General features: G+C 66.7%; 1 protein-coding gene and 2 pseudogenes. 2 read left to right on the top strand and 1 reads right to left on the bottom strand.

Annotated features, from left to right (window positions below; translation table 11 throughout):
* Positions 1-472, bottom strand: a pseudogene (locus tag SSQG_RS15105) (GNAT family N-acetyltransferase); the annotation flags it as partial.
* 300 nt (positions 473-772) lie between these two features.
* On the opposite strand from SSQG_RS15105, the pseudogene secA reads away from it, so the two are divergent.
* Positions 773-3109, top strand: a pseudogene (secA, locus tag SSQG_RS15100) (preprotein translocase subunit SecA); the annotation flags it as partial.
* Between the two features lie 82 nt (positions 3110-3191).
* The coding region (locus tag SSQG_RS44000; protein WP_425315016.1) for a hypothetical protein at positions 3192-3411 on the top strand (220 nt) is incomplete at its 3' end.

Here is a 3411-nt window from a genome sequence, read left to right as displayed (position 1 = left end):
TTCGTCGCTGAGCGGAGTGTGCCCTCGATCGTGAAACCGTTCGTTCCGCTACCGCTCGGGAGGCGCGGTTGCCCACCTCGGCGCGCCATTCGATGCGGTCGATCGCGACGTGGGTGAAGGCCCAGCGGCAGGCGGTGAGGGCGGCTTCCGTGATGTAGCCGTGGGAGCGGTGCCGCTTCGCGGCCCAGAAGCCGATCTCGCCCATGCCCAGGGCGCGCATGGTGATGCCGAGCATGCCGGCGAGTTCCCCGGAGTGGAGGAAGACGCCGAAGGTGAACATGGACCCGTCGGTCCAGCCGTCGGGGCTCATCTGTTCCGTGAAGGCCTCGGCGTGCTCGCGGAGGTACGGCGAGGGGATCGTGGTCCAGCGCTGGATGTCCGGGTCCTGACAGGCGTCGTAGACCGCGTCGGTGTCCTGAGGGCCGACCGTGCGCAGCAGGAGGCGGTCCGTGGTCAGTGTTACGGGGTCCATCGGCCGATTGTGCTCGCAGGACCCGGTGACCGCCATCTGTTTGCCGTGGGTGAGGGGATGGTCACGCTTCGCGCAAATCCGTTCGGCGATGCGGCACTATCCGAGGGGCCCGGACGTTGTCCCCTTTGAAGCAGAGTGAAAGAGAAATGAAGCAGCGGACGGTCGCCGTCACGGCAGGCCCTCCCGGCGCGGTGGGGTCCTCGCATACGATGGCCGTTGCTCAGTAAGTCAAGTGGTAACCGACCGTCCCAGGCCCGACCGGCAAGGAGACCAACCCCCGTGTCCGTCCTCTCGAAGATCATGCGTGCAGGCGAAGGCAAGATCCTGCGCAAGCTGCACCGCATCGCGGACCAGGTCAACTCCATCGAAGAGGACTTCGTCGACCTCTCCGACGCCGAGCTGCGCGCCCTCACCGATGAGTACAAGCAGCGCTACGCCGACGGCGAGACCCTGGACGACCTGCTGCCCGAGGCGTTCGCCACCGTCCGTGAGGCCGCCAAGCGCGTCCTCGGCCAGCGTCACTACGACGTGCAGATGATGGGCGGCGCCGCCCTGCACATGGGGTACGTGGCCGAGATGAAGACCGGTGAGGGCAAGACCCTCGTCGGTACGCTGCCGGCGTATCTGAACGCGCTGTCCGGCAAGGGCGTCCACATCATCACGGTCAACGACTACCTGGCCGAGCGCGACTCCGAGATGATGGGCCGCGTCCACCGCTTCCTCGGGCTGGAGGTCGGCTGCATCCTCGCCAACATGACGCCGGCTCAGCGCCGTGAGCAGTACGCCTGCGACATCACGTACGGCACGAACAACGAGTTCGGCTTCGACTACCTGCGCGCCAACATGGCGTGGTCCCAGGACGAGCTCGTCCAGCGCGGCCACAACTACGCCATCGTCGACGAGGTCGACTCCATCCTCATCGACGAGGCCCGTACGCCGCTGATCATCTCCGGCCCGGCCGACCAGGCCACCAAGTGGTACGGCGACTTCGCCAAACTGGTGACGCGCCTCAAGCGCGGCGAGCCCGGCAACCCCCTCAAGGGTCTCGAGGAGACCGGCGACTACGACGTCGACGAGAAGAAGCGCACGGTCGCCATCCACGAGTCCGGCGTCAGCAAGGTCGAGGACTGGCTGGGCATCGACAACCTGTACGAGTCGGTGAACACCCCTCTGGTGGGCTACCTGAACAACGCCATCAAGGCCAAGGAGCTCTTCAAGAAGGACAAGGACTACGTCATCATCGACGACGAGATCATGATCGTCGACGAGCACACCGGACGTATCCTCGCCGGCCGCCGCTACAACGAGGGCATGCACCAGGCGATCGAGGCGAAGGAAGGGGTGCCGATCAAGGACGAGAACCAGACGCTCGCCACGATCACGCTCCAGAACTTCTTCCGCCTGTACAAGCGCCAGGACCACAACGGCAAGGAACAGCCCGGCCTGGCCGGCATGACCGGTACGGCCATGACCGAGGCCGCCGAGTTCCACCAGATCTACAAGCTCGGCGTGGTGCCGATCCCGACCAACCGGCCGATGGTCCGCAAGGACCAGTCGGACCTGATCTACCGGACCGAGGTCGCCAAGTTCGAGGCGGTCGTCGACGACATCGAGGAGAAGCACCGCAAGGGGCAGCCGATCCTCGTCGGCACCACCTCCGTCGAGAAGTCCGAGTACCTCTCGCAGCAGCTCAGCAAGCGCGGTATCCAGCACGAGGTGCTGAACGCCAAGCAGCACGACCGTGAGGCGACGATCGTCGCCCAGGCCGGCCGCAAGGGTGCCGTCACGGTGGCCACGAACATGGCCGGCCGTGGTACGGACATCAAGCTCGGCGGCAACCCCGAGGACCTCGCCGAGGCGGAGCTGCGCCAGCGCGGCCTCGACCCCGAGGAGCACTTCGGAGGAGTGGGCCCACGCCCTTGCCCGAGGGGTTCCGGGGGCCGGAGAAGGCCGTCCCAGGCCGAAAAGGACGAGTCCGAAAAGTTCGGCGGGCTCTACGTGCTGGGCACCGAGCGGCACGAGTCGCGTCGGATCGACAACCAGCTGCGCGGCCGTTCCGGCCGTCAGGGTGACCCCGGCGAGTCCCGCTTCTACCTCTCCCTCGGCGACGACCTGATGCGGCTGTTCAAGGCCCAGATGGTCGAGCGCGTGATGTCGATGGCGAACGTCCCGGACGACGTGCCGATCGAGAACAAGATGGTCACGCGCGCGATCGCCTCCGCCCAGTCGCAGGTCGAGCAGCAGAACTTCGAGACCCGTAAGAACGTCCTGAAGTACGACGAGGTTCTCAACCGCCAGCGCGAGGTCATCTACGGCGAGCGGCGCCGCGTCCTGGAGGGCGAGGACCTGCACGAGCAGGTGCAGCACTTCATGGACGACACCATCGACGCCTACGTCCAGGCCGAGACCGCCGAGGGCTTCCCCGAGGACTGGGACCTCGACCGGCTGTGGGGCGCGTTCAAGCAGCTCTACCCGGCCAAGATCACCATCGAGGAGCTGGAGGAGGCCGCCGGCGACCGGGCGGGCCTGACCGCCGAGTTCATCGGCGACTCCATCAAGGACGACATCCACGAGCAGTACGAGGCGCGCGAGGCGCAGCTCGGCTCCGAGATCATGCGTGAGCTGGAGCGCCGGGTCGTGCTGTCGGTCCTCGACCGCAAGTGGCGCGAGCACCTCTACGAGATGGACTACCTCCAGGCGCCCCATCGGCCTGCGCGCGATGGCGCAGAAGGACCCGCTGGTCGAGTACCAGCGCGACGGCTTCGACATGTTCACCGCGATGATGGAGGGCATCAAGGAGGAGTCCGTCGGCTACCTGTTCAACCTGGAGGTCCAGGTCGAGCAGCAGGTCGAGGAGGTCCCGGTCGGGGGCAGAAAGCCGGTGGCCGACCTGGAGAAGCACGTCGCGGTGCCGGCGCAGGCCGGTGCCCGCCCGGAGA

The sequence above is a fragment of the Streptomyces viridochromogenes DSM 40736 genome, assembly GCF_000158955.1.
In the GTDB taxonomy this organism is placed as follows: Bacteria; Actinomycetota; Actinomycetes; order Streptomycetales; family Streptomycetaceae; genus Streptomyces; species Streptomyces venetus.
Note: the sequence above shows the minus strand (reverse complement) of the source record. Positions and strands in the feature narration are given on the sequence as shown.